Source organism: Ihuprevotella massiliensis (assembly GCA_900095835.1).
Lineage (GTDB): Bacteria > Bacteroidota > Bacteroidia > Bacteroidales > Bacteroidaceae > Alloprevotella > Alloprevotella massiliensis.
Map to the genome: position 1 here is coordinate 1,953,012 of LT608321.1, position 23,311 is coordinate 1,976,322.

Consider the following 23,311-nt stretch of genomic DNA (forward strand, 5'->3'; position numbering starts at 1 on the left):
TAATGGGAGAGAGTCGAGCTGCAAAGGGGATTCCTAGGAAGGGCAACTTCTGGGAAGACCTGAGTCAGCTTCGGAGAGCAATTTCCGAGAAGAAGGAAGGATTTCTCCGTAGGTTACTGGAGATGCTCCGAAATCACCTGTTCAATATTCGCTTGGTCGATGCCACAAAGGTGGTGCAATTCAGACACAGACCCATGTTCTACAAAATGGTCGGGGAGTCCGAGGCGTACCACACGAGTGGCAATACCCTGATCTGCCAAGAGTTCTAGCACGGCACTGCCGATGCCTCCTTGGCGTGCACCATCTTCGAGGGTGATGAGGGTGTGGTGGGTGCGTGCCACTTGGAGTATCAAATCTTCGTCCAAGGGTTTGGCGAAGCGCAAATCCACATGAGTGATTTTCACACCAGGATGTTGTTGTTCCACAGCCGCAATGGCATCGGTGGCAGTCACCCCAATCGGTCCGAAAGAGAGGAGTGCCACTTCGCCCGTGCCCTGTTGGAGCAGGCGACCACGGCCGATTTCGATGGCTTCCATGGGGCAGCGCCAGTCGCTTCTGCGACCGCCGCCACGAGGATAGCGGATGACGAAGGGATGTTTCGCTTGTTGCTGCGCGGTGAACATGAGGTGGCGCAGTTGGCACTCGTCGTAGGGCGAAGCAATGATGAGATGAGGAATGGGGCGCAAGGCGGCAATGTCGAACACCCCATGGTGGGTGGGACCATCCTCGCCCACGAGTCCGGCACGATCGAGACAGAACACCACGGGCAAATCTAAGAGTGCCGTGTCGTGGATGATGTTGTCGTAGGCGCGCTGTGCAAACGAACTGTAGATGTTGCAGAAGGGAATCATGCCTTCCTTTGCCATTCCAGCAGAGAAAGTGGTGGCGTGTCCTTCAGCGATGCCGACATCGAAGGTGCGTTCAGGCATTTGTTGCTGCATGATGTGCATGGAGCAGCCTGTGAGCATGGCTGGCGTGACCCCGATGATGCGCGGATTTTGTTCCGCCAGTTCCACCAAAGTGTGTCCAAACACATCTTGAAATTTCGGAGCCGCGTCAGGACGTTCGGGAGTCGCGATTTTCACCTCCGCTTCAGGGTCAAATTTGCCTGGAGCATGCCAGCCCAAGGGGTCAGCTTCCGCGCATCCGTAGCCCTTGCCCTTCACCGTCTTGATGTGGAGGAGTTTAGGACCCTTCATCTCTTTGATGCCTTGGAGAATCTCCACGAGTTCGAGGACGTTGTGTCCGTCGTAGGGACCGAAATAGCGGATGTTCATGCCTTCGAAGATGTTTTGCTCTTCGGAGAGGAATGATTTTACGGCATTGTTGAGGCGAATCAGGCTCTTGCGGCGCGAGGTGTTGAGTAGTCCCCAGTGTTCAAATCGGCGGGCGATGCGATTGCGCCAGCGATTATATCCTGCCGAAGCGTGGAGTTTGAGGAGATATTGCTTCATGCCTCCGACAGAGTTGGAGATGCTCATGTTGTTGTCGTTGAGGATGATGAGCAAATCATTAGGCACTTCCGAAGCATTGTTGAGACCTTCAAAGGCTAGTCCTCCACTCATGGCACCATCGCCGATGACTGCCACGACTTTGCGTTCGGGATGTCCTTGTTGCAAAGCGGCAACATTCATGCCGAGGGCAGCGGAGATGGAGTTAGAAGCGTGACCACAAGCAAAGGTGTCATATTCGCTCTCAGAGGGTGAAGGGAAAGGTTTGATGCCTCCCAACTGACGATTGGTGTGAAAGCGGTCGCGACGACCGGTGAGAATTTTATGTCCGTAGGCTTGGTGTCCAACGTCCCACACGATGCGGTCGTCGGGCGTGGCAAACACATAGTGCAACGCTACGGTGAGTTCGATGGCTCCGAGACTTGATGCCAGGTGTCCTGGATTTTGCGCCAATTCTTCAAAAATATCTTGGCGTAACTCCCGACAAAGTTGGGGCAGCTCTTCGAGCGACAAGCGTCGCAGGTCGGCAGGCGAATTTATGCGCGATAAGAGAGGATATTTTTCGGGAGTGGTCATGTCAGAAATATGTTGAGAAACCAGAGGTTTGCCATTGTTGTCGTAGCAACTAGTGGTGGTGTGATGCGGAAAAGCACCAGGCAATGGCGAGTCTTCCAAGTGATGGCACGCAAAAATTGCAGTCACGCAGGTGCGCACCGCATTTTTCTAGTGTACAATGTCTGATGTTTTGACGAAAGCAGCCAAAGTGTTGATGCCCATGGTTTACAGCGGATCCGCTTCGTGTGAATGAACGGTGGTCTAGTGCCTAGGGATTATTGTCCCAGAGCCTCAGAAATTTGTTGTCTTCTGAAAGCCGAACGAATATATTGCTGCATCATGGCAATGGCGCGCTTGTTGTCACCTCCATTAGGAAGGATGATGTCGGCATGCTCTTTGGAGGGCTCGATAAATTCGTCGTGCATGGGTTTGAGCACATTGCGATATTTGCCGATGAGCATCTCGAGAGGGTGTCCGCGCTCTGCGATGTCGCGCTCGATGACACGGAGCAAACGCTCGTCGCTACACGTATCTACAAAGATTTTCAAATCCATTTGGTCGCGCAGTTCCTTGTCGTAGAGTGCCATGATGCCTTCTACGATAATCACATCGTGGGGCTCCACGTGGATAGTCTCCTCACATCGCGTGCAAGTGATGTAAGAATAGGTGGGTTGCTCGATAGCTTCTCCACGTTTGAGTTGTTCGATTTGGTGTGCCAACAGTGGCCAGTCAAACGCATTGGGGTGGTCGAAGTTGGTGAGCTTGCGCTGATCTTCGGGCACATCCCATTGGTGCTTGTAGTAAGAGTCTTGTGGGATGACTGCCACCGCGTCGGGGGGCAAACTTTCCACGATTTTTCGCACCACAGTAGTCTTGCCCGACCCTGTGCCGCCTGCAATTCCGATGATGAGCATGGGAGAAGAGTGTATGTTCAATGGTTGGAGTGCTGCAGGTTTGCCGAGTTCTTGCCCTAAAGGCTTCACGCAGCGGCACAATCCGTGCAGTTTGTAAAGGCAAATGTACGAAGAAAAAATGAAATCTAGCAAGTAGTGACTATAAATAAGACCGCACCTCACCCACTCATACCCACGAATCGCGCACCTCAACTTTGCATTTTATCTAGCAAAGCCGTGTGCGAGCGCTGTAGCTTGCGCCATCCTCCTTAGGTCGTGGCCCTTGACTTCGAAAGCTGAAGGAGCGTCTAGAATTGCCGTCTGAATTTGAAAAGCTATTAAAAAGAGACCTTCCATTTGTTCGCCCCAAAAAGAATAGATAACTTTGGCAGAGTATTTCAGAGATGGCGCACAGGAAGTGCAAAGCATCTCGTGAGTAAATCCCCTAATCCTATATTTCCTATGAAACTAAGTTTTTCTTTTTTATGCTTTAGTCTGCTCGTTCTACCTTTCTTTCCCAGTTTGGGGAAGGCACAAGAGGTGGTGCGCTATGATCCCGTGGAACTCTCGTTTTGGACTGCCGACAATCTCTCCATGAGTCTCTCGCGACAAGGCGAAGGCTACTTGCTTACGCTACAACTTAAGGCCAATGAGCGCAGATTTCTCCCTGAGAGCACCCTGTGGTTGCGCACTTTTGAGGATCAGTTGATTCAGCTTCCTGGAAAACTCATCGACAACGAGGTGCAACTTACCGTCAAAGACGAAGGGGTGGGAGGCTATCCTAAACGCCGCGTGGTCGCGACTGCTGTTTTCCCCATCACGCGTGAACAGTTGGCGCAGTTGAATCGTGGAGTGAAGCAACTTCGTCTCTCAACCATTCCCATGACTTACGATGTGCGCTTCGACCGCGATCGCATCGGGAAAGCACTCTACAACCTATTTTTGGCACAAGAAGAAGTGATGTAAACCATCAAGTGTCGTTTTTTTTCCTTGTGGCACAGGGATTTTGCCTTTCAAAGTATAACATCAAGCCTTATCATGTATAAATTTCTCCTTTCTCTTTTCCTGCTGTTGAGCACTCTCTCTGCCACTGCTCGCAAAGTGGTGCGCGTGGCATGCGTGGGCAATAGCATCACCTACGGCACGGGCATCGCCAATCGTGAGCAAGATGCCTATCCTGCACAGTTGCAACGTATGCTCGGTAAGGATTATATCGTGGGCAACTTCGGCAAACCTGGTGCCACTCTCCTGCGACATGGGCATCGCCCCTATTTCCAACAGACGGAGTTTCGAGATGCGATGCAGTTTAAGGGAGATATTGCCGTGATTCACCTCGGTATCAACGACACCGATCCGCGAAATTGGCCCAACTTCCGCGATGAGTTTGTGGGCGACTATGTGGCACTCATGGACTCTCTGCGACAAGCCAATCCCAAAGTGCGGATCATCCTCTCGCGCCTTACGCCGATTCGATACGATCATCCACGTTTCGACTCTGGCACTGAACTTTGGCGCAGAGAAATCTCCGAGACCATAGACCGCATCGCAGCATCGCAGGGCGTGGAACTCATCGATTTCTACCAACCCCTCATTGCGCATCCCGACTGGTTGAGCGATGGCATCCATCCTGATCCACGTGGGGCGAAGGCTCTCGCTGAAACTGTGTATAAAGGTATCACGGGCAATTATGGCGGGCTGCAACTGTCGCCACTTTTCTCTGATGGCATGGTGCTTCAACGCGGCGGTTGTTACATCCAAGGTCTTGCGAATGCTGGTGCCAACGTCGTGGTGAGCTATGATGGCAAAGAACTGGGCAAGGCAGTTGCCAACAATCGTGGTGAATGGCGCATTTGGGCGGTGCTTTCGCAGCCTGTGGAGCGTGGAACACTGACCATTGCTGCTGGTCGCGACGTGAAACGCTTCAAAGATGTGGCAGTGGGCGAAGTGTGGTTGTGCAGTGGACAGTCGAACATGGCTTTCAAGGTGAAACAAGCTGCGACTGCACAACAAACTCTTGCGCAGTGTAACGACAACGGTTTGCGCCTCTATAACATGAGCCCTCGATGGGAAACCGACAATGTGAGTTGGGACAGCACAGCCCTTGCCGAGGTGGATCAGCTCCGTCTCTTTGAGGCACGCCCTTGGAAGGTAGCTTCTCCCGAAAGTGTGGGTGATTTCTCCGCTGTAGCCTATTATATGGGGAAGATGCTTCGCGATAGTCTCAAAGTGCCTGTGGGCATCGTTTGTAATGCCGTGGGAGGTACGCCCACAGAAGCATGGGTGGATCGCCCTGTGTTGGAGCAACATTTCTCACAAATCTTCCGCAACTGGCGCGGAAATGACTTTGTGATGGACTGGGTGCGCGGACGTGCAGCCAAGAATGTGGCACTTCGTCCCGAGGCTCGTCATCCCTATCATCCTGCCTATTGCTATGAAGCTGGGATGCGCCCCCTAGAAGGCTACACCTTTAAGGGCGTGACGTGGTATCAAGGGGAGTCAAATGCGCACAATGCTACGACTTATGCGCGATTGTTGCGCCTCTTGGAAGAGAGTTGGACGCAGCGTTTCACCCAAACTGCGCAAGCCACAGCGCGTGTGTCCGAAGGTCTTGATTCGCTCACCCCATCCTTGCGCGTGCAGCAGTTGGCCTTTGCTCGTCAGCGTCCCTTCTATCTGGTGCAACTCTCCAGCATCGAGCGTCCCTCATGGGCGTGGTTTCGCGAAACACAGCGTAGTCTTGCGCAGGAACTTCATCTTCCCCTCATCGTCACCTCCGACAAAGGGCTGCGCCATGATGTGCATCCTCCCTATAAAGCTGAGGTGGGTGAGCGACTTGCGCGTGCGGTGCTCCACAATGACTATGGTTTCGCACAAAGTCCACTGAGTCCTGAAGTCATCTCCGCCCTCCGCGCTGGTAGCAGTGTGTGGCTCACCTTGGCAGCTCCCATGCGCTTAACCACGAGTGACCAACAACCCATGCGCACCTTTGAAGTGGCTGGTGTAGATGAGCGTTTCTATCCTGCCGTTGCCGAAGTCACCGCTGGCGGACAAATCGTTTTGTCTTCTTCTGCCGTACCTACACCACGCTATGTGCGCTATGGTTGGCAACCTTTCAGCGAGGGCAATGTCGTTTCTTCCCAAGGGCTTCCGCTCTCCACCTTCCGTTTGGAGGTGAAATAAAGAGCGTGCACTTTATTCTCTATCTTAATAAAAACAACGACCAGCGAGATGCTCATTGAGATCTCGCTGGTTGCGTTCTTTTATATACCGAATCTTTGCGGCTTGTGTGAGGAGCGGTGCTCCCTCGTGGGGGAATAGAGCTACAAGATAAGGAAGTGGTCCTTTCTCTCGTCTAGAGAGGAGAGTGAGGAATCCTAGTGCCTATTCGCCTCCTGGTCACTATTTGCAATGAATGGTGAACCGTTGCTCTTCTGTGCTCCCTTGGGGGATGAAGACAATCTCAGTCTTCTTGCCTGAAAGCACGAAGGGAGGTGTCGAAACTGCCTTGGCAAAGTCGATGCGCTCGCAACGTTTGCCGTTGATTTCCACAATGCGGTCGCCTTGATCGATGGGAAGTTTCGCATTCCACACGATGCCGGCTACGATGGTGCCATCGGCGGTGACGGTGGGCACGACTTCCCATTCGGGTTGATAGACCTTGAGGGGTTCCTTCTGCGCAGGATGTGGGAGGAAATAGAAGGTGCGTCGAGGAAAATCTATGGCGACATCCCCATAATTGAAGAGTTGTGAGCCAAGTCGCGATGCCGTGCCGTCGGTGGTGGTGGTGGCAACGTCGGCAAATCGGAAGTGCGCAATCTCCATTTGGGGAATGAGGATGCGGTGCTTGGTTGTTACTCCTTCAATGCCGCTAGCTCCCATGGACAAAGTGCCGTCGGCAGTGGCAAGGATGCGCGCAGTGGAACGATTCTGAGTGAGGCGTTCGCGCTGTCGGTTTGACATTTCATAAAAACCTTCCGCACCACTGTCGAACATCACCGTGTCGAGGTCTGTTTTGCCCAAACGCACTGCCACCATAGGCACATAGTCGTTGGGGAGCAACGGGAGTGCACGTGAGGGGTCTAAGCCAAGTCCTTCGGTGAGGGTAGTGAAGATGAACTGACGTTGGCGAGTGTCCCACTTGACGATGCCCATGCGCAAGAGGTTATAGCCCAAGATGCCGTCAATGAGTTGGGCAGTGGGGTTGCCCTTCTCCCATTGCATGGCTTGGATGTTGCGAAAGGTCACCGCACCTAATTGCAGACTGTCCAAACTCACGAGAGAGGCTTGCACCGCTCTGCCGTTGGAGTCTTCGCCAGTGCGCATTTCTCCTGCCTTGAGTCCGATGCGTGTGGCAAATTCATAGCTCACGCAGCAGGGAGCACCTGTGTCGAGCAGAAAACGGCCTTGTTGTCCATTGACTTTCAAGGATACGATGAGTTTGCCCCCCTCATTGACATAGGGCACAATGGCGCGAAAACGCTGTGCCGCTGCGAAGAGTGAGGTGGAAATCAACAAGCAGCCGAGAACCAACGACCGAAGAAAGGTAGATGTCATAGGTTAAACTAGGTGAATGGTAGAACTACTGTTGAGGAGCTGTGGGGATTTTCTCCATCTCCTCGAGGATTTTCTCCATGGGGAGTGAACCCACCACTTTTCCGGCTACTGTGCCATCGGGGTTGAGCACGAGGAGCGTGGGATAGGCAGAGATGCTGTAGCGCTTTGCCACCTCAGGACCTTCGCCTTTTTCCATATCCAACTTGAGATTCACGAAGCGTGCATTGAACACCTTGCCTACTTCTGGACGAGGGAAGACGTCGCGAGCCAACATCTTGCAGGGGCCGCACCATTCGGTGAAGCAGTCTACAAAGACTTGTTTGCCGCTCTCTTTGGCTTTTGCTAGAGCTTCTTTGAGAGTAAGGTGGTCGAAGATGATACCATCGTTTTTCTCCAAACGGTCTGCCAAGAAACTCAATTGTTTGGCTGCGCTTCCTGTTTCGACGGTAGAACGCTGACGGAGGTAAGCGCAAAGACGCTTGATTTGTTGGGCGTTGAGGTCGGGAAAATCGAAGGTGAGTTCGTAGCTCGCACGAGAACTGTGGAACTTCGCGCCTTCCTTTTCCATGAAGTCCACGAGAGCCTCATATTGTTTGGTGCCACGAAGTTCAGCGAGTTTGAGCGTAGGATAGACAGCAGAGGTGTCTGCCAAGCCAGCTTTTCGTGCGCCCAAGGATAGATCTAAGAGCGCATCGGCATCGTAGGGAGCGGTGCCAGAAGCATAAGCGGCAGCTTCCGAATAAAACATACGTTCCAAGAAGCTGTTCACCTTGTTTTCACCTATGTTTTTGACGAAAGCATCGCGATGATCCACCAAATAGTGGTAGAGGGGAGCTTGACGGTCAGTGACCAGGCGCGAAAGGATGAACCAGTTGTCTTCCTTTGCGTATTCCTTCTCCGGAAGTTGTGCCCAATATTCTTGTGCCACTTGGTTGAAGGTGGAGTCGTCTGCAAGACTCAGCGCATAGAGATAGTTGCGGAGGGTCTTTTTGTCGCGCTTCCCTTTTTGATAAGCCGCAGAGAGGCCAGCGAGAGAGGTCTTGGGAGAGAGCGATAGTGCAAGATCCTTTTGGAAATCGGGGAGCTGTTTGCCACCGATGATGCGTTGGATGACATTACCTTCAGCATCGAGGACGAGGAAGTGGGCAAAGCGGTGAATGTTGTAGCGCTTAGCGATAGCGGCATTCTGACGTTTGCTCACGTCCATATAGAAAGGCACAAAGTTCTTGTGGAGATAGTCCGCAAATTCTTGGTTGGAGAAGACGTAAAGATCCATGCCGTGGCAGGGAATCGCCCAGTCAGCATAGCAGTTGAAGAAGATGGGTTTCTTCTCTGCTTTGGCACGTGCTAAGGCTTCGTCGAGAGAGCGTACATAATTTACTTTGATGTCGGCTTTCACTTTGTCGCCATACATGCTGGGTTCTACTTGAGCCGCGGCAGAAAGAGGGGCAAGACAGCTCAAAGCAGTGGCACAAGCCAGGAGTAGAGATTTGATAGTCATAAGAGAAAATACTTAGACGTTAGACGTAATCTTGAGAAATATCTCGTCAAAGGTACGGAATCTTTCTGGAAAAAGTAGACGAAACTCAGAAAATCTCCGATGTTTATCAAAAAAACTCGGAGATTTTCTCAAAAACGTTGGACTTTTTCTAAATTATCTCGGACATTTTGGAAAAACTCTCGGAGCTTTTTCGAGAAGGTCCGAGAGTTCTAAATGATAGGTCGGAGAACCGATGTGAATTCTCCTACAGTAAGGCTATTTATTTGTCTGTTGCAGTCACGTCTTTCACACAGCGCACGCTGTAGAGCACGGAGCGTGCCATGTTGTCTACGCGAGAAGTGCCGCGCCACACTTTGTCGTTGAAGTGAGAAGACATGCGCACGATGGCTCCTGCTAGAGAGTCATTGAGGGTTACAGGAGTAGAGGTCCAATAATACCACGATTTGCCGCGGTTGAGATAAAGTTGTCCGCGCGACTTCTGGTAGACATTGCCACCTGCCAAGGGAGCATTGAAACCAGATGCCCCACCTTCGCTCAGCACCTTGCCAAGACCAGTACCGCGCCAGGCATTGTTGCGCTGTGCTTCTTCGGCAGTGAGACCAAGCGCTTGCTCAAGTTGCTGCCAATCTTGGTCGGAGGGGAGGCGCCATCCTTCGGGTACAGCGGCTTTTGCAGCAGCGTAGGAATAGAGGAAACCATATTTCTTGACATAACCTCCGTTGGCCTTCTCTGCTTTTTCAAAGTTGGCACGGCCATATTTGGCGCGAGCAGCAGGTTGGAGTGCAAAGCTGGCAAGGCGTGTGGTGAGGGTGTCGTCGAAATCAGGGTTGAGATAAGCTATATTTTCGCGGAGCTGCGCTGCAGTCATGCGACCACGTTTATAGTGCTTGAAGTAGGGGAGGATGAAATTGTCGATGGGGGTGCCATCTACTTTCCAGCCATCAAACTTTGGATCAAGGAAGAGGTCTTGAATCATTTGCCCCAGAATTTCGTCGTCGGGCACCATTTTCTTTTGATCCACAGGAGTTTCGTCCCAGGTAAAAGCACCATCTAGACTGTAACCATTGGGAGCGTAGCGCAGATTTTCAGCCAACCAGAGTTGGTTGCCCACACGGATGGTGTGGTAAACATTGCTGTCGCGAGGGTCGGTGAAGTCAGGACCAGCCGTAACTGCCGATGCTTGATAGCTGAAATCTGGAGTTTCGGTGTCATGGCATCCGATGAGTGAGCCTGTGGCTAGTAGGAGGAGGGTATATAGTATGGACTTCATGTGAGAGCTTTGACGTTGTCGGTGAAACATTTGCAGAGAAATGTGGAGAGACTCTTGAAGGACTCTATTCTTCAATGCGGTTGTAGTTGAGGTTCAAGCCTAGCGTTTGGCTGATAAAGTTGTAGAGCAACTCATATTTCTGCATCACGAGGGGGAAATCTCCATAGCGTTGGCGGAAACCACCGTCGCCCAGATAGAGCAGCGCTTGAAGATATTGCTCGCGGTCTTCGCTGTCGTCGCTAGGTGCGTACGCTCCCGATTGCTTCCAACCTGTGAGGAAACCGAATTGTGCGATTTCTCCCATCATGGCACGGCGCAAGTTTTGGGCTTCTTCCTCATCTTGTGCCACGGCTGTTAGACCTCCACCACTGCGCAATAGCAAGGTGACGATATCTTCGTGGTTGTAGGGGGTGAAAGGTGGCTCATCGTAAAGTGCATTGACGGAGTAGATGAAGCTCTTCTTGCCCAAATCCACCACCGTAGGCATGGGGGAGATGTTGTTGAGCTTCTTCCATTCTTGTCCATACCAGCCGTTGGTCTTGCTCACCTCTGCGAAACGGCCACAGAGAGCGGTTTGAGCTTTGACGCGGTCACTCACCATGCTTTGCACGATGGTGTTGATTTGGGTGGCTACCTTGGCAGAGTCGGTGAGCGAACGCACTTGCGCCAGCACGAGGGTGCGGAATCCCACGTGGAAGGTGGGCTGTTGTGTGCGGTGCGTCGAAGTGGCGGTGAGGGTATCTGCCACCATGATGCTGAAGGGGCGCATGGGCTTGGAAATCTGACCGAGATAACTGCGGATGAAGCGAAGCGCGCGCATCTGATCTTCGGGAGAAGTGAGATAGACGTAGGAGTATTTCACACCACGATTGTAGCCCGAGAAGGTCCAGTTGAGATCTACAGTCTCGTAAGTTATACGGGGCTTACCATCTATGCCAAGACCTTCGTTGTGTTTAGCGATGGTGTCGTTGAAATATACCGGAACTCCGAAATCTTTGTAGAGCAAATAGCGCTCATGTTGCACAGAGTCGTTGGGTTGGTCGGTGATGACAAAGTCGTTACCATAGGTGAGCCCAGGGGTGATGGGATCTTCGCTGCTGCAGCCCACGAGAGCAAGGAGCGAACAGAGGAACAAAAATATATGTTTCATAGGGGGTGAGGCTTGAGAGGTTGAGAAACGTGAGGCTTTGTAGCTTTGCCGCGGAGGAAACACAAACCGTTAGCGTGCCTCCTCGCAGTGTGGTGCGACAATGCTTAGGGAGCTGGAGTTGGAGTCTCGGTGTTGTCGCCTTCTTCGTCTTTGGGAAGTTCGGGCAATTCACGAGGTTTCTTCACTTCGACACGTTCGGGACGCACGTGATTGGGCATGGGCACCTTGTCAAATGAGATGACGCTCTCGGGAAGTGAGAAGGTGTAAGCCGCATCGCCTGAGGGGAGCACAAACAAATGCGTGGTGAGGAAGGAGTTTTGCTCCGTGTAGGCATTGAAAGCGTGCACGATAGTCTTGTGCAAAGGATATTTTTCCATTACACTATAGCGACGCAGGTCAAACCAACGGTGACCCTCGAAGCAAAGTTCGCGGCGGCGTTCGTTGCGAATCTCATTGACCAATTCTTCTCCGGTGAAGATCATCAAGTCTTCATCGATGCGCTGGCTTTGCAACTTGTGAAGCACGGTGTTGGCTTCGGCATCTTTGCCCTGCATGGCCAAGGCTTCTGCCAGATTCAGGTAGGCTTCGGCAGTGCGGAGGGTGAAACCATCGGAGATGTGGTTGGCTTCGGTGGTGCGCTCATACTTATTGGCCAATCCCAAGCTGTCGGAGAGGGAATTGGTGCTGAAGAAGGCATTGCGACGCGCATCGAACGACGAATACAATTCGTAGAGTTCACGTGAAACGCAGTAGTCCGCTGGTGCACCAGTGAGCGAAGTGTTGCGGTCTGAGGCAGCAAGGTGGTTAGCTCCTTGTGTGAAGAGGATTTCTGCGTTGTTGCGGGTCAAGAAAGGTTGACCACCCTGCAACGAAGCGATAGTAGCGAGCTTAGCACGTGGACTTTCCACCACGCGGCGAGCAGCTTTTTCGGCATCGCTCCATCGTTGCATATAGAGATACACGCGGCTTAAAAGGAGGTTCGCTGCCTCTGCCGATGCGCGGTGCAGACGGAAGCGGTCGGGCTGTGGAGAAACCGTCAGTTCGCTGGCAGCTGTCTCCAAATCCTTTGCCACTTGTGCATAAACTTCGGCATTAGTGGCGCGAGAGAATTGCGTCTCTTGGTCTTTGTTGTGCTCCACATAAGAGGTGAGCTTCAAAGGAACGCAGAGATCTACCGCAGCCGAATCGAGTCGATAGGGACGTCCGTAGAGGTTGGCCAAAGCAAAATAGAACTGTGAGCGTGCAAAGAGCGCCTCACCTTTGACGCGGTGGTAGAGCGCTGCGTCTTCCTCAGTGGCATGTGGCATATCGTCGATGAGGTCTACGATGTTGTTCACATGGTTGATGCGTGTGTAGAGTGTTTTGAGCGTAGCATCATCGTTGAGCTTGTTGGTGCGACCATAATTATAGCGCACATCTTGTTGCCAAGTGAAGAAGCCATACATGGGAGCTACGGTGTGCGTCCACGCCGTGTTGCCCACGTTGCCCTGTTGTGACGTGCCAGTGGTGTTGATATCATCGTCGAGGATGTTGACAAATCCGTAAGTGCCGGCAGAAACACCCTTGTTCACGACATAGCTTTTGAGGTAAACATCGCCCACCAGCAGTTCGTTGAGATCTTGCACGGTCTTTGCGACTACGCGATCTTGAGAATACTGATCGAGAAAGTCGTTGCAGCTTGCAGTGCCTAGGAGCGAAAGGGCAAGTGCGAGGGTAGAAAACTTGTGATTCATGAGTAATCTATGCATTGGTTGAGGCTGTGACGTGGCTCACTGTGGGAAGTAGTGCGCCGACTGCCTCAAGGTGGGTGATGATTAGAACGAAACTCTCAAGCCAAAGGTGAACGATGGGCGGAGAGAGAGTGAGGTTTGCAGGGAGAAACCTGACTGTGTGGGATCTTGTCCTTCGAGGGCAGACGATTTGAGCGTGAAGACATTGGACATCGCAGCATCGAATGCGAGGTTAGAGAAGGGCAATCCTTTGAGTTGCTTGCGAGAGAACTGGTAGCGCAAGGCAAGGTTGCTCAAACGCAAGTAGCTACCAGACACCACACGTGCATTGGAGTTGTCATACATCATCCAGTAGTTGTCGGCGAAAGCCTCAAAACCTTGGGTAGCTGCTGGAGTTGCAGCACTCCAGTGGTAGCGGTTGTCGCCAAAAGCGGGATCGCTCGGACTAATCAATGAGGGAAGCTGGGTGTGCTGCTCATCACCGGGCTTGCGCCAACGCTTGGTGAACTCCTTGCGGACGTTGTTTTCCGAAGAAACACCATCGAGCACGTCTTTATACAAGGCAAATTTGCGAATCTTATTGCCCAGTGCATAGTTGAAGCTGGCAGAGAGCGACCATTGCTTGTAGCGCAAGGTGCTGTAGAACGAACCAGCGAAGTTGGGCTCGCGGCTTCCGCTTTGAGAACCTACGCGTTGCATGATTTGATCGAGGGGTTGTCCTTCGAGCAAGTGCTGGCGGTCGCGGTAGTCATCGAAGAGGGGAAGACCATTTTGTGGGTCGAGTCCGATGAAGTTGTAGCTATAGAAAGTGCCAATGGGCTTACCGTCGATGATGGCAGTACCATTGAGATACTTTTCAATCTTATATTTGTTGGCGGTCTTCGTGTTGATGCTGTTGTAGACTACAGAGTAGTTGGCTGAAACCAACCACGACCAGTCGCGTGTCTTGATGGGATAGGCTGAAACATTGATACTAAAACCGCTATTCGTGATGTCACTGCCGTTCATTGTGTAGTTTTCCACACCATTGAAGGGCGAAACCAACGTGTTGTCAAAGGCATCTTTAGTGTGCTTGTAGTAAGCATCGACGCCCACTGTGAGGCGATAGTCGAAGAGTGATGCATCTACACCCACGTTCCACTGGTCGGTCTGTTCCCAGCGCAGGTAGGGATTGGGCAAAGCATCCACTCGCGACACATTTTCTCCATAGTAAGTGTCGAGACTCTCTTGGCGCAACAAGAGGTTGGGCGTTTGGTTGTCCACCATGTTACCGGTCTTACCAAAGGAGGTGCGCAGGCGCAAATCGCTCACGGCATCGTATTGGCGCAAGAAGAGAGACTTCAGATTGAGCATACCAGAGGCGGACCACACAGGAAGGAACTTTTCGTTGCTGCGTGAGCCAAATTTGTTGGAAGCATCAAAGCGCGTGTTGGCACTCAATGAGAAGAAGCTACCATAAGAGTAAGAGAAGATGGCGTAGCCGCTGAGGCGGTGTGTCTTGTCGGCACGGAGTGTAGGATGATTGTGTGCCACCCATGAAGCATATTTGGGGAAACGATTCATTTCCTCTGCTGTCATGTTCACATATTTCAAACCACGACTCTTGAAGAATCCACGAGTGTTTTCGCTGAAACCATCGGTGTTCGACACGTTCATTTCATAACCCAACGAAGTGCTGAGGAGATGCTGTTTCTTCTCTCCGAGAGCGTGGCGGAAATTGGCTTGTGCACGGAGCGTAAAGTTCTCGTTGACGTTCGTGCCAGTGTTGTACACACCGCCATAAGGCATATCCGAGAGACCATAGTCGCCAGGGATGGGAGCTTGTCCGTATTCCGCATTGCGGAGCTGCGCAGCATAGTTGGATTTCTCGCCAAACCAGGTAGAGTTGTCGGAGTGTGTGCGCTGATAAGAGGTGGTGAGCGTGAGGTCGAGCATAGATTTGAAACGATAAGTCAAATCGAGTGCTGCCATGATACCATTTGAGCTGTAGAGCTTCTCAGCATTCTCAATTTCGTTCAGAATGTTGTAAGCATATTTATATTGCTCGTTCTTGTCCGTTCCCACGTTGTAGGCGTGGCGTTGGTAGAAGAAATAAGAACCATCGTTGTTGAAGGCTGGAAGCGCGCGCGTGGTGCCATAAGCATAGCCCAAGAGATCGATTTCGCCAGGGAGTTGCGTTTTCTTCTGCACGTTGGCATTGAGGCGGATATTCGCTTGAATCACCTTCGCAATGCGTGTTTGCATGTTGAGCGAAGCCGTGTAGCGGTCGTTGTTGTGGTGCAGTTGCACACCTTCTTCGCGGTTGTATCCCAAAGATGCGTAGTATCTTGCAGTTTCGCTACCCCCCGAGAGTGCCACGGTGTGGTTATGGTTGAAAGTATCGTGGGTGAGCAACTTAAACCAGTCGGTATTCACGGTTTCTGCGCGCTGCACTTCAGCCAAGAAACCGTTGTAGTCCGTCTGTCCAGTAACAAAACGATGGTATGCACCTTCATAGCCCACCATGGTCATGTGGTTGGGGAAGGTGTAGTGGAGGTTCATCAATTCTTGTCCAAACTGCACGCGTTCTTGTGAGTTCATCAAGTAGATGTCGCGGTCGGAATAGCGAGGACGCGCCGTGTATTTCAACTGGCTATTGTAGGTGATGCGAGGAGGACCGGGTTCACCCTTCTTGGTAGTCACCACGATTACGCCATTCGCTGCGCGTGTGCCATAGAGTGCTGTAGCAGCCGCGTCTTTAAGTACGTCGACACGCTCAATGTCTTGGGGGTTGATGCCCGAAATCGCGTTACCGATGTAGTTGATGTAGTCAGGGTCGTTGAGTTGGTCGTTGGTCACATCGACTGGATCGGAGAGAGGAATGCCATCGAGCACCCACAGTGGTTCACGATTGCCGATGAGCGTGGAAGTACCACGGATGCGCATACGAGCTGTTGCGCCCACTTCACCAGAGTTTTGCATGAACACCATGTCGGGCACGCGACCTTCGAGCGCTTGCTCCAAGCTCGTCATACCAGGCATGAGGATTTCTTCCATCTTCAACGAAGTGATGGCACTCGTCTTCTCGCGAGTCGAAATCGTGCCATAACCAGTTACCACTGCCTCTCCGAGGCTTTGGCTGTGATCTTCGAGCATAAAGTCGTAGTGCGCCACATTGCTGCGTCCACTCTTCGTTTGTCGCTTCATGCCAAGGTAGGAAGCCGAGATAGAAAGTCCAGCCGTGCTGGTGCCTGCAGGCAGTTTCACACGATAAGCACCTTTGCTGTCGGTCTGTGCCGTCAAAACTTTGCGACCCAATGTGACGCGAATGTTGGCACCAACAAGGGGGTCACCAGTTTTGTCAAATACCATACCAGACACCACGTTGTCTTGTGCGGTGTTTTGGGTGGTGGCTGTGGTTTGTGCTGCAAGAGGCGTGGCGGCCGTCAAGGCTCCTGCCGCGATAATCGCGGCCATAAAACTACGAAGTGGGGGATATGTCCTCATAGGCATGGAGAGATGGGATGATGAAATGTGCGGTCAAAGTCTGCATACATATAATTTAATTATGTACTTATATGCAGGGTTACAAATGCAAATATACTAGTTGTTGGTGATTATAACAAGAATTTGTTTATTTTTCTGCGTAAATATCGCGCACAAGTAATCATTTTGATAATTTGCAGGGCACAAAATTGCAAATTTCTCTGATTTTAGCGCGATAGATAGCGTTGGTATATATATCGAATGGAGAAGATTGATGGGAAATTTGCGAATTTAGTTAGCGAAAATGGGTGGATTTGATTTGTTTTGTCAAGAAATTCTCGAGAAAAACGTGTTTTCTGTTTCTTGTGGTGTGCCGAAAAGATGGCTAGGAAAAAAGAAAAGATGCACAAATTGTAGGAAAATGCTAATCTCGGGTGACGGGTGATTTTCTTTTATAGTGCATGAAAAATGAAGGTGGTAGGAGAAAAACTGGAAGCGCCAAGTCTGAACTGTAAGGGAATGGGATAGTTTTGAGAGAGTTGTGCAATAGTTTGCAGCAGAATGCCAGAATGCTGAACGGTGCTTGGAACTGTCAGTATGAGATAGGGCAGAGAGGGATCCTCGCTAGGAGAGATCGTAGAAAAACTCCACGCTGTGCGAGTAGCCTTGGGGCTTCTCTTTACTTAAAAAAGAGAGAAATGAGGAGTGCGGCTTGTTGGGTGAAGTAGTTTTCTGAGGAACCGCGAGTAACTTGTGCAGGAGGGGAATATTTGTGTAGTAAAAAAGTAGAGAATACTCGCAATTTTTCGAGGAGAATTTAGTTTTAAGGGAAAGGCTAGGTGAGTTTTTCTCGAAAAAAGAGTGCGCAATGAGAAAAAATGCAGAAAAAATTTGGAGAAGTCGAAATAAAATCTCAAATTCGCCCTTGAAAACAATTGAAAACAGCAAGTGTAGTTTGCAAAATAGCGGTTGTGAGCACCCTTTTTGAGTACTTTTACTTTGGATTTTCTCACATTTCATTCACCGCTTTCGGCATAAACCCAACAATACCATGGAAGTGCCGCGAGGAACCTGCTTCCTAAGACCAAGACGAAAACAACAAATTGACCGTACTCGCACAATAAGCGAGATACATACGCCAATCTTCTATAACCGAAATCACGAACGAAAATACCTCATGTTTGAGGGGTGCTTTTCCCCCTTGGGTCATTGTCCCTCTCCTTGTGACCAACTCCCTTCGTTCGTCTTAGAATCCTTCGTAGATTCTCCATTGTCTTTTACCTAAAAACAAACCCTATGATGAGCAATGCTAATCGTAGACCCTCCGCAAGCCGAGGTGCTGCGCGGATGTCGGCCTTTATCGGCTTGATGTGTGCTTTGGGCGCACTGCCTTTTTCTCCTGCGCAAGCTCTGGCTGCGCAAGCTACAACCCATCGTGCAGCCGTGATGGATCAAAAAGCTGCCAATACAAAACGTGTCACTGGTGTGGTGCGTGATGCAAAAGGCGAAGTTCTTGTCGGTGCTCTTGTGCGTGATGCCCAAAATCCTCGCATCAGCACTTTGACCAATGAGCGTGGTGCTTTCACCCTCAACGGAGTGCGTAGCGGACACATCAATATTAGTTACATTGGTTACGACAAAGTAGACGTAGCAGTGGGAGATGGTAGTCCCCTCAACATCTCTTTGAAAGAAAGCAATAGCAACCTTTCCGAAGTTGTAGTAGTGGGTTATGGCCGCCAAACCAAGGCAAACCTCACTGGATCTGTTGCTCAAATCAAGAGTGAAGAATTGCAGAGTCGTCCCGTGCAAAACGTTTCTTCTGCTCTCCAAGGCTTGATGCCTGGTGTCACCGTTACCGCAGGACAAGGACGTCCTGGCGCCGATGGTTCTACTATCCGCGTGCGTGGTATTGGTACTCTCAATAATGCAGCTCCCTACATCCTCATTGATGGTATCGAAGCGGGTACACTCAACTCCCTTGACCCTAATGACATTGAAAGCATCTCTGTGTTGAAAGACGCAGCTTCTGCCGCCATCTATGGTTCTAAGGCTTCCAATGGTGTCATCCTGGTGACCACCAAACGCGGTAAGACCGGTAAGCCAGTCGTAAGTTACAATGGTAACGTAGGTTTTCTCAATGCGACTCGCTTAGTAGAACGCTTGAGTTCTTATGAATATGCCAAGATGTATAACGATGCTCTTGCGGCTAATGGCAAGAAGGCACGTTGGTCTGATGAGGATCTCAAGAAATTTGCCGACGGTTCCGATCCCGATGGACACCCCAATACTGATTGGTACGGACTTGCTTATAAAACAGGTGTGCAACACTCACACAACCTCAATGTGTCTGGTGGTACAGATTTGGTGAAATACATGGCTTCTGCAGGATACATGAACCAAGAAGGTATCCTCCAATCATCCAGTCGTGAGCGTTTCACCATGCGCACGAACCTGGACTTCAATTTCTCGCCCAAACTTACAGGACACGTTGGCTTAAATTTCATTCAGGATAACCACAACGACCCTAATAATAATTATGTAGGTCGCGGTTCTGACCAAATCATCCGACAACTTAATATCATCGCTCCTTGGATTCCAGCACACTTTAAGAATGGTACTTATGGCACTATTAGTGATGGTAACCCAATAGCATGGCTTGAAGCTAACCAACCCGTCAAGAACGAAGACCGTACCATCACGGCTAATTTGGGTTTGGATTATCAGCTTCTCAATAACCTTATGCTGAGTGCGAAACTCGGCCACGTAGCAAGTAATGCTTATGAACAATCTTTCTTGAAGTATTTCCGCTACAACCCTAACAAGGAGACGTCTCCCAACAACTTAACTGAAGGTTTTGGCGACGACACTCGCACCACCCTCGATCTTACGCTCAATTACGACAAGCAGTTTGGCGTTCATGGCCTCAAATTCTTAGGAGGTTATCATGCCGAACGCTATCACTATCACGGACTTTCTGCCTATAGAAAGAACTTCCCAGGCAATGAACTCACCGACATGAATGCGGGCGAAGCTGCCACTGCAACCAATGGCGGTTATTCTCGCGACTTGAACATGCTGAGCTATTTCGGTCGTATCAACTACGACTTGATGGGTCGCTATCTCTTTGAAGCCAACTTGCGTGCAGACGCTTCTTCACGTTTTGCCAAGGGACATCGTTGGGGCTACTTCCCCTCTTTCTCTGCTGCATGGCGCATCTCTGAAGAATCCTTCATGGAAAACACGAAGGATTGGCTCAACTATCTCAAAATTCGTGGTTCTTGGGGTCTTCTCGGTAACCAAGACGCACTCAATGACTACTATCCAGCAGTCAATACTTATAACATTGGTGGAGTCAGCAACTTCAATGGCAAACCCAACACGGGTTACTATCAAGGTAGCTACAAGCAAACCACCATCTCTTGGGAAGAAGCTCGCACATGGGGTGTGGGTGTAGACTTCCAATTGTGGAATGAACTCACTGGTAGCCTCGATGTTTATGACCGCAAGACCACAGGTATTATCATGAAAGTGCCCGTGCCTTACGAATTCATGCTCGGTGACTACATGGACAATGTGGGTGCTATGCGCAACACGGGTGTGGAATTGACCCTTGGCTACCAAAAGAAATGGGGTGAATGGTCATTTGGCGCACAAGCCAACGTGTCTTACAACAAGAACGAAATCCTCAACCTTGGTGGTGTAGACTATCTGCCCGATGGCAACCAACGCAAGGCTGTAGGCCATGCTCTCGGCACTTACTACATGTATGAAGCTGATGGATTCTTCCCAAGTGAAGAAGCTGCACAGGAATGGATGAAGAAGTATAGTGGCAAACCTGGCTATCCTTTCGGTAGTAATAAATTCCATGCTGGTGACTTGATTTATAAGGACACCAATGGTGATGGCAAAATCACTGAAGACGACCGCACTTATCACGGCACTGCACAACCCAAGTGGAACTTCGGTTTGGTGCTCAACCTCGGTTGGCGCAACTTCGACTTCCAAGCTATCCTTGCAGGTTATGCTGGAGCACAACGTGTGCTCGGTTCTGAAATCTATGGTGACTTCCAAGGTGACAACTCTCACCCCTCTACTATCTGGCGCGACTCTTGGACTTACAACAAGAGCAATCCTAAGATGCCTCGCGTCGTAGAAGGCGAACAGTCTATGAGTCACTGGCGTCGTGTCATGAGCTCCTTCTGGCTCAACAACACTAGCCACCTCCGTCTCAAGAATATCCAATTGGGCTACACGCTTCCTCAAAGTGTCACTCGAGTGTTGGGCATCTCCAAGATGCGTTGCTACTACTCTGTCGAAAATCTCTTGACTATCGACGGCATGAAGGTGAATACCGATCCCGAAACCTATGTAGAACGTGGATCTAACTATCCTCTCATGATGACCAACTCTTTGGGTATCTCCGTGACCTTCTAACCTCAAAATAGACACTATCATGAAACGTATTAAATATGCCGTTGTTGCGCTCGCTGCGCTCTTCGCCACTTCATGTTCTGACTTCCTAGACACCACGCCCCACGATGCCATTAGTCCTTCGACTACGTGGAAGAGCGCTGAAGATGTCAATAAGTTTCTCACAGGAACTTATGCTGGCTGGGCTGATTCTTACTCCATTTTCTACCTCGATGCGGCTTCCGATATCGCCTACAACAACTTCCCCTGGGAAGGATGGCGCCCCATTGGTAATGGCACATGGACTGCCAGTAGCACTGGAGCATCTTTCTATGGCTTTAGCTTGATTTCCCGCTGCAACAACGTGGTCAACAATATCGACCGTGCCAAAATTGCTGACAAGGATGTCTACAACAATCTCCTCGGACAAGCCCTTGCCATCCGTGCTTATGCTTATGCTCGCATGAACTTCTGGTATGGTGGTGTGCCCATCTTGGATGATTTCTTCCCTAACTCTGAAGCTGCAAAGGTGCCTCGCAATACCGAAGCGGAAGTTTGGGAACACTTCGACAAGGATATCGATCGTGCCATCTCGCTCCTTCCTAACGCTCCGACTGAAAGTGGTAGAATCGCCAAAGGTGGTGCACTTGCCATCAAGATGCGCTACGCACTCTATCGTGGCAACTGGCAACAAGCGGCTGATGCAGCCAAGTCTATCATGGACTTGAATCTCTATGCTCTCGATAAGGACTATGCTGCTCCCTTCACCATCGCTGGCAATGGTTCTAAAGAAATCATCGTTGCTGAAGAGCACGATGAGGTGCAAAACGATATGGGCATCTTTGGTCAACTCTACAACAATGGTGATGGCGGTTGGTCATCTATCGTGCCTACACAAAACCTCGTGGATCTCTATCTTATGAAGGATGGTATGACCAAAGAAGAGTCTCCCCTCTACGATAAGAAACACCCCTTTGCTAACCGTGACCCACGCATGGCAAAGACTATTCTCTATCCTGGTTGCGACTATTGGAAAGGCGTGTACAATACCCTCGACAAGCAACTCGATGGTAAAGACAATCCAGACTATCCCACTAAGGCTGCCAACTCTTCTAAGACTGCGCTCACTTGGGCGAAATATCTCTATCCCAAGAGCCAATATAACGACATGTGGACAACTGCTGCTTCCATCGTTATCTTCCGCTATGCAGAAGTGTTGCTCTCTCGTGCTGAAGCACTCAACGAGCTCAGTGGACCTTCTGAAGAAGTCTACGCTTTGATTGATCAGCTCCGCACACGCGCAGGAATGCCTGCGGTGGATCGCGCAAAAGCTTCCACCAAGGAGGCACTTCGTGAGGTGATTCGTCGTGAACGCTCCGTAGAACTTGCTGGCGAAGGCTTCCGCCGTGCCGACATCGTGCGTTGGAAGGATGCTTCTGGTAAGATGGTAGCTGAAACCGTGTTGAACGGCAATCTCACTCGTATCACTGGTACGGTGGACATGAAGGGTACTAACCCCGAAACTCGTGCCACTATCGCTGACGAACGCGATGTGATTGAAGACCGCGCCTTCAAGCCCGAATATCGCTACTGGCCTATTCCACAAAGTGCAATAGACCGTAACCCCAAACTCAAGCAAAACGCAGGATACTAAATCCATCTCCCTGTTTCATTTTCTCCAAGTCCCCTCTGAGAAGAGGGGACTTTCTTTTCGTCTACTTTTGAGTTGTAGAGCTGTGGCAAGTGGTTTTCGCGTTGGAGTCTCTTGTTGCACGATAGGTGAGGGTGCGATTAGCGTTGGCAGAAGCTATAGTCTGTTGCTCTTTTTCTGAGACTCAGCAGCTCTTTCCTTTTGTTGCCGTCTCGCCCTTGCAAGGGCGTTATAGACTTCTGTGTGAACATATCTTAAGCGCAGCTGTTTTTCCTCTCCCTCGCGCGCGTAACAGGAGTTTTGTGCTTTTTGCTTTCACAACCTTCACAGAAATCTTTGTAACGGATTGTTGCATAGCGAGTTATTGTGGTCTTTCGGACATTTTTTAACGTATTCTCGGTTGCGTTCCTGCGAGGACTTTCTGAAAAATGACACAAGAAGTGCGTAAAAATCAGTGTATCTATCACTCTTATAGGAGATTACGATGAAAAGTGTGAAGGTTGTGAAAGCAAAAAGTACAAAATCGCTGATGTGCGCGCATACGCGCGCGCGTGAGAGTGCTGAAATGTTAATAAAGCGGTATGAGATTTAGCCTACATCCTTGGAGGGTTGGTGGATGATTTCCAAGGGGAGAGGAAGGAGTGAAGGGGGGCGTGAAAAAAATCTCCGACGTTTTTCAGA

12 protein-coding genes are annotated in these 23,311 nt (G+C 50.5%); 4 read left to right on the top strand and 8 right to left on the bottom strand.

What is annotated here, in order from left to right:
- Positions 1-113: 113 nt before the first annotated feature.
- Both dxs and udk read right to left on the bottom strand, forming a co-directional pair.
- Complete coding sequence (dxs, locus tag BQ2633_RS07925; protein ID WP_075567306.1) at positions 114-2,027, bottom strand: 1-deoxy-D-xylulose-5-phosphate synthase; 1,914 nt, start codon at positions 2,025-2,027, stop codon at positions 114-116.
- Between the two features lie 254 nt (positions 2,028-2,281).
- Positions 2,282-2,920, bottom strand: a complete 639-nt coding sequence (gene udk, locus BQ2633_RS07930) for a uridine kinase (RefSeq protein WP_075567308.1) — start codon at positions 2,918-2,920, stop codon at positions 2,282-2,284.
- A gap of 441 nt (positions 2,921-3,361) precedes the next feature.
- Between udk and BQ2633_RS07940 the strand changes: the two genes are divergently transcribed.
- Positions 3,362-3,865, top strand: coding sequence for a hypothetical protein (locus BQ2633_RS07940; protein WP_141700165.1), 504 nt, complete (start codon positions 3,362-3,364; stop codon positions 3,863-3,865).
- A 72-nt stretch (positions 3,866-3,937) separates the two neighbouring features.
- On the top strand, positions 3,938-6,079 hold the full coding sequence (locus BQ2633_RS07945) for a GDSL-type esterase/lipase family protein (protein ID WP_075566301.1): 2,142 nt from the start codon (positions 3,938-3,940) through the stop codon (positions 6,077-6,079).
- Positions 6,080-6,298: 219 nt separating this feature from the next.
- Here BQ2633_RS07945 and BQ2633_RS07950 read toward each other — a convergent pair whose 3' ends face one another.
- The 6 genes from BQ2633_RS07950 to BQ2633_RS07980 form a co-directional block, all read right to left on the bottom strand.
- Positions 6,299-7,453, bottom strand: coding sequence for a retropepsin-like aspartic protease family protein (locus BQ2633_RS07950; RefSeq protein ID WP_083234000.1), 1,155 nt, complete (start codon positions 7,451-7,453; stop codon positions 6,299-6,301).
- Between the two features lie 25 nt (positions 7,454-7,478).
- On the bottom strand, positions 7,479-8,954 hold the full coding sequence (locus BQ2633_RS11195; protein WP_083234001.1) for a thioredoxin family protein: 1,476 nt from the start codon (positions 8,952-8,954) through the stop codon (positions 7,479-7,481).
- A gap of 259 nt (positions 8,955-9,213) precedes the next feature.
- A complete protein-coding gene (locus BQ2633_RS07965) occupies positions 9,214-10,224 on the bottom strand; it encodes an FISUMP domain-containing protein (protein ID WP_141700166.1) in 1,011 nt (336 codons plus the stop codon).
- A 64-nt stretch (positions 10,225-10,288) separates the two neighbouring features.
- Positions 10,289-11,374: a hypothetical protein gene (locus BQ2633_RS07970; RefSeq protein WP_075566307.1), complete on the bottom strand. Its 1,086-nt coding sequence runs from the start codon at positions 11,372-11,374 to the stop codon at positions 10,289-10,291.
- Positions 11,375-11,478: 104 nt separating this feature from the next.
- On the bottom strand, positions 11,479-13,107 hold the full coding sequence (locus BQ2633_RS07975) for a RagB/SusD family nutrient uptake outer membrane protein (RefSeq protein ID WP_075566308.1): 1,629 nt from the start codon (positions 13,105-13,107) through the stop codon (positions 11,479-11,481).
- 81 nt (positions 13,108-13,188) lie between these two features.
- Positions 13,189-16,560 carry a SusC/RagA family TonB-linked outer membrane protein gene (locus BQ2633_RS07980; protein WP_075566309.1) on the bottom strand — a complete coding sequence of 1,124 codons (3,372 nt, stop codon included), beginning with the start codon at positions 16,558-16,560 and terminating at the stop codon, positions 13,189-13,191.
- 1,308 nt (positions 16,561-17,868) lie between these two features.
- Between BQ2633_RS07980 and BQ2633_RS07990 the strand changes: the two genes are divergently transcribed.
- Both BQ2633_RS07990 and BQ2633_RS07995 read left to right on the top strand, forming a co-directional pair.
- Positions 17,869-21,003, top strand: coding sequence for a SusC/RagA family TonB-linked outer membrane protein (locus BQ2633_RS07990; protein ID WP_428829842.1), 3,135 nt, complete (start codon positions 17,869-17,871; stop codon positions 21,001-21,003).
- A gap of 19 nt (positions 21,004-21,022) precedes the next feature.
- On the top strand, positions 21,023-22,633 hold the full coding sequence (locus BQ2633_RS07995) for a RagB/SusD family nutrient uptake outer membrane protein (RefSeq protein WP_075566314.1): 1,611 nt from the start codon (positions 21,023-21,025) through the stop codon (positions 22,631-22,633).
- Positions 22,634-23,311: the final 678 nt, after the last annotated feature.